Annotated in this window: 6 protein-coding genes; 4 read left to right on the top strand and 2 right to left on the bottom strand. The window is 70.6% G+C overall.

The genetic code is table 11. The features are described from left to right. From VB737_RS05380 to VB737_RS05390, 3 genes are all read left to right on the top strand, one after another. Positions 1-877, top strand: an 877-nt coding sequence (locus tag VB737_RS05380; RefSeq protein ID WP_500311780.1) for an HlyD family efflux transporter periplasmic adaptor subunit, incomplete at its 5' end; no start/stop codon positions are given. Next, entirely contained in the window at positions 874-2022 is a 1149-nt protein-coding gene (gene devC / locus VB737_RS05385) for an ABC transporter permease DevC (RefSeq protein ID WP_500311781.1), read from the top strand. The genes VB737_RS05380 and devC, both read left to right, overlap by 4 nt. 14 nt (positions 2023-2036) lie before the next feature. Next, positions 2037-2708: an ATP-binding cassette domain-containing protein gene (locus VB737_RS05390; RefSeq protein ID WP_500311783.1), complete on the top strand. Its 672-nt coding sequence runs from the start codon at positions 2037-2039 to the stop codon at positions 2706-2708. Positions 2709-2716: 8 nt separating this feature from the next. On the opposite strand, the gene VB737_RS05395 is transcribed toward VB737_RS05390, so the two are convergent. Next, a complete protein-coding gene (locus tag VB737_RS05395) occupies positions 2717-3466 on the bottom strand; it encodes an SIMPL domain-containing protein (RefSeq protein WP_500311785.1) in 750 nt (249 codons plus the stop codon). A 110-nt stretch (positions 3467-3576) separates the two neighbouring features. Here VB737_RS05395 and VB737_RS05400 point away from each other — a divergent pair, with 110 nt between their 5' ends. Beyond that, complete coding sequence (locus tag VB737_RS05400) at positions 3577-4278, top strand: SAM-dependent methyltransferase (RefSeq protein ID WP_500311787.1); 702 nt, start codon at positions 3577-3579, stop codon at positions 4276-4278. Positions 4279-4438: 160 nt separating this feature from the next. Here VB737_RS05400 and VB737_RS05405 read toward each other — a convergent pair. Beyond that, the coding region (locus VB737_RS05405; protein WP_500311789.1) for a bluetail domain-containing putative surface protein at positions 4439-4874 on the bottom strand (436 nt) is incomplete at its 5' end.

Genomic DNA, 4874 nt, shown 5'->3' on the forward strand with positions numbered 1-4874 from the left:
CGGCGGCGTCAGAGGTGTAGAAGAGCCAGCCCTGCAGGCCCTGCTGGTCGACCGCGGCGATGCGGTACAGGCCGGCCAGCTGCTGGCCCTGCTCGACAACCAGCCCCAGCTGGAGGCTGCCGTGACGGCGGCCCGGGCCGAGGTGAACCTGGCCCGTTCGCGGCTGGCGATCGCCCGCGCCGATGCCGGCAGCGGCGAGGACAGCCAGCAGGCCAAGGTGCGCTCCCTCGAGGCCCAGCAGCGCTCGGCCGCCACCGAGGCCGCCCGCTACCAGAGCCTGTTCACCAGCGGTGCCGTCTCGGCCGAAGAGCGCGACAACCGCCGCCTCAGCCTCGACACCATCACCGCCTCGCTGCAGGAGGCCCGGGTGCTGCTGGCGCGGCAGCAGGCGCGCAGCACCGCCGGCGACGGCGGCGTGGATCTGGATGTGGAGGCCTCCCGGCGCGTGCTGGAGCAGGCCCAGGCCAACCTGCAGCGCGCCATCGCCGCCCGCGACGACAACCTGATCCGGGCGCCGATCGCCGGCACCGTGTTGCAGGTGTTCGCCCGGGCGGGCGAGGCCCCCGGGGCGGCGGGAATCCTGCAGCTCGGCCAGACCGGGCGGATGCAGGCGGTGGCGGAGGTGTACGAGAGCGATCTGCCGAGGGTGCGGCGGGGGCAGCCGGTGCGGATCACCAGCCCGGCCCTGACCCAGCCGCTGCAGGGCCGGGTGGAGCAGATCGGCGCGATCGTGCTGCGCCAGAACCTGATCAACACCGATCCGAGCGCCAACACCGACAACCGGGTGGTGGAGGTGCGCGCCCCGCTCACGCCGGAGAGCAGCCGGCGGGCGGCGGGGTTCACCAACCTGCAGGTGCGGGTGGTGATCGGGCCATGAGAACCCCGCTCGGCTGGCTGCAGCTCCGCCACGACCGCGGCCGCTTCCTGGTGGCCCTCGCCGGCATCGCCTTCGCCGACCTGCTGATGTTCATGCAGCTGGGCTTCCAGGCGGCCCTCTACGACAGCAACACCCGCCTGGATCGCGCCTTCCGGGGCGATGTGGTGCTGATCAGCCCGAAGGCGCTGAACCTGCAGAACCTCTCCACCTTCCCGCGCCGCCGGCTGCTGCAGGCCCTGGATGTGCCCGGTGTGGTGGAGGCCCAGGGGCTCTACATCCGCACGGTGAACTGGCGCAATCCCCAGACCCTTCAGAGCGCCACGGTGCAGGTGCTGGGCTTCGATCCGGATGCCGATGTGTTGCGTCTGCCGGAGGTGCGGGCCCAGGCCGATCGCCTCAAGCTGCCTGACACGGTGCTGTTCGACCGGGGCGCCCGGGGCCGCTATAGCGAGGTGATCGCCCGGCTCGATCGCGGCGAGCCGGTGACCAGTGAGATCGAGCGGCGCACCATCGCCGTGGGCGGCCTGTTCCGGCTGGGGGCCTCCTTCGGGGCCGATGCCACCCTGATGGCCAGCGACCAGACGTTCCTGCGGATGTTCCCGCGGGCGAAGGCCGGCAGCATCAGCGTCGGGCTGCTCACCCTGGCGCCGGGGGAACCGGTGGCGCCGGTGGTGCGGGCGCTGCGGCGCCACCTGCCGGATGACGTGCAGGTGCTCAGCCACGCCGACTTCGTGCGGTTCGAGGAGAACTACTGGCGGACGGCCAGTCCCGTGGGCTTCATCTTCGGGCTGGGCACGGCCATGGCCTTCGTGGTGGGGGTGGTGATCGTCTACCAGGTGCTCTCCACCGATGTGAACGCCCACCTGCAGGAGTACGCCACCTTCAAGGCGATGGGCTTCCGCCAGCGCTACCTGCTCCTTGTGGTGGTGGAGCAGGCCCTGATCCTGGCGGCCCTGGGCTTCATCCCCGGCGTGCTGATGCCGCTGTGGCTGTACGCGGTGGCGGCGAAGGCCACCAGCCTGCCGATCGCGATGACGCTGGGGCGGGCCACCACGGTGTTCGTGCTGACGCTGGTGATGTGCCTGGCCTCGGGGGCGATCGCCACCCGGCGGCTGCAGGCGGCCGATCCGGCCGAGCTCTTCTGATGGGGGCCGGCGCCATGGCCAGCGCGATCGTGATCGAAGGGCTCAACCACCACTTCGGCCGGGGCGCGGTGCGGCGCCAGGTGCTGTTCGATGTGGCCCTGGAGGTGGCCGCCGGCGAGATCGTGCTGCTCACCGGCCCCTCCGGCTCCGGCAAGACCACCCTGCTGACCCTGATCGGCGGCCTGCGATCCGCCCAGGGGGGCGTATTGCGGGTGCTGGGGCGGGAGCTGGTGGGGGCCTCGCCGCTGCAGCTCACCCTGGCCCGCCGCGAGCACGGCTACATCTTCCAGGCCCACAACCTGCACCGCAGCCTCACCGCCACCCAGAACGTGCGCATGGCGCTGGAGATGCGCGGCACCCTCAGCGATGCCGAGATGGATCGGCGCGCCCGGCGGATCCTCGAGAGCGTGGGGCTCGGGGATCACCTCGATGTCAAGCCGGCCCAGCTCTCGGGCGGGCAGAAGCAGCGGGTGGCGGTGGCGCGGGCCCTGGTGGGGGAGCCGCCGCTGCTGCTGGCCGATGAACCCACCGCCGCCCTCGACAGCCGCTCCGGCCGCGAGGTGGTGCTGCTGATGCAGCGGCTGGCGCGGGAGCAGGGCTGCACGATCCTGCTGGTGACCCACGACAGCCGCATCCTCGACATCGCCGACCGCACCCTGTCGTTGGAGGATGGCCGGCTGCGCTGAGGGCGGGGTCACTCCACCCGGAAGGTCACGCCCATCACGGCGGTGATGTCCTTTTCGATGCTGCTGGTGTCGTAGGAGCCGCCGCCGCTCATCTCGGTGGAATGGGGCACCGTGATCTGGAACGAGCCGGTATCGGCCTGGGTGATCACGCCGATGCGGGAGCCCGCCTGGCGGGCGATCTCGCGGGCCCGGTCCCGGGCATCCCTGGTGGCCTTGGCGAGCATGTCCACCCGCTTCCCCGCCAGCTTGGTGTAGGTGAAGGCGGGATCGTTGATGGTGAGCGGCACGCCCTGGCCCACCAGCACGCCGATCTGCTGCGCCACCGCGGCCACCTTCTCCACGTCGGGGCTGCTGACGCGGATCTGCTGGCGGGTGGTGAAGGTGGTGGATTGAAGAGCCCCGGTGCGCGAGTCGCGCACCTCGGAGCGCTCGGACTTCACCGGGTTGCGGCGGATGGCCTCGGCGGGGATGCCCTGCTGCTGCAGGAAGGCGACCGTGCGCTCCACCTCCGGCTGCAGCTGCTGGTAGGAGGCCTCCAGGGTGGGGGCGCTCTGCGACACCTCCACCGTCCAGTCGACGAAGTCGCTGGTGATCCGCTCGGTGCTGGCGCCGGTCACGGTGATCGTGTCATTGCCGCGGCGCAGGCCCTTCACCAGCACGCTGCTGGCCAGCACCATCCCGGTGGCCAGCACCGCCATGGCGAACACCAGCGGCGGCGTGCGGCGCAGGGTGGTCACGACGGGAGCGAGCGGGCCCATGGCGCGGCGGCAACGGAGGCTTCCCTGTCAGTCTGGTGCGGTGGCTGTGGGCCGCCAACGGCGCTTCATGCGGCGCCACGCCAAAGCTTTCGGTTGTCTTGGGGGACGCCATGTTCACGCTGGAGGAGATCGTGCCCTGGGGCCGTTCCTTCGAGGAATACGCGGCCATGTTTTCCCTGACCGATTCCGATCTGGCGGGCCGCATCCTCGGCTGCGGGGATGGCCCTGCCAGCTTCAATGCGCAGGCCACCCGACAGGGCGTCAGCGTCATCTCCTGCGATCCCATCTACGGCTTCACTGCAGACGACATCGATGCCCGGATCGCCGCCACCTACGCCCAGGTGATCGATCAGGCCCGGCAGAACCAGGCGGCGTTCGTCTGGGACAACATCGCTTCCGTTGAGGAGCTCGGGGAGGTGCGCATGGCGGCGATGGGAGCCTTTCTGGCGGATTACCCCACGGGCCTGGCCGAGGGTCGCTACGTCAACGCAGCCCTGCCGGCACTCCCATTTGCTGATGACGCCTTCGATCTGGCGCTCTGTTCGCATCTGTTGTTCCTGTACAGCCGCCAGCTGGATGCCGCGTTTCACCACGCATCACTGCTGGAGCTCGGCCGCGTGGCCCGGGAGGTCAGGGTGTTTCCCCTGCTGGAGTTGGGTGGGGCGAGATCACCTCATCTGGACGGGAGCATCGAAGGGCTGAGGTCCCAGGGATATCGGCTGTCCGTGGAACGGGTGGGCTACGAGTTTCAGCGTGGCGCCTGCGAGATGCTGCGGATTCAGCGTGATGATGGCGCCCAGCCCCATGGCTAGCCCTGACGAACGCAGGAGCGAACAGCTGGAGGAACAGCTCAGGGAGGCCATGCTCAGCTCCGTTCAGGCCGCCCTCGATGCCTTGATGGCGCGCCAGGTAGGAGGATCTTGATCTTCACCGTTCCGGCGCCTTCAACGTCCAGGCCACGACATCCACCCCTCACACCACCGCCAGAGCCGCCAGTGAGCCGCTGTAGCCGGTGATCTCGACGATGGCGTCGCTGCTGGCCTGGAAGCCGGCCGTCCCGTCGTTGAGGGCCAGGAAAGTGCGGCTGCCACTGCCGCTGCCGCCGGCGGCCAGGGTGAAGGTGGCTCCGCCGTTGGCGGCGAAGCTGGCGGGGGTCAGCACGGCGGCCAGGGCATTCGGGGTGAGGCTGGCCACCGCCCCCAGTTCACGCAGGGCCGCGGCCGAGATGGCCCGGGGGCCATCGATGCGGTCGCTGCCGATCGCCAGGTCGGTGATCTGGTCGGGGGCGCCCAGCAAGGAGTCGCGCAGGTTGTTCAGGCGGAACGTGTCGGCGCCCCCCAGGCCGGTGAGCACATCGGCGCCGGGGCCGCTGGCGAGGGTACTGGCGGCGGCGTTGCCCGTGCGGAAG

The organism is Synechococcus sp. BA-120 BA3 (genome assembly GCF_034931285.1).
In the GTDB taxonomy this organism is placed as follows: Bacteria; Cyanobacteriota; Cyanobacteriia; order PCC-6307; family Cyanobiaceae; genus Cyanobium.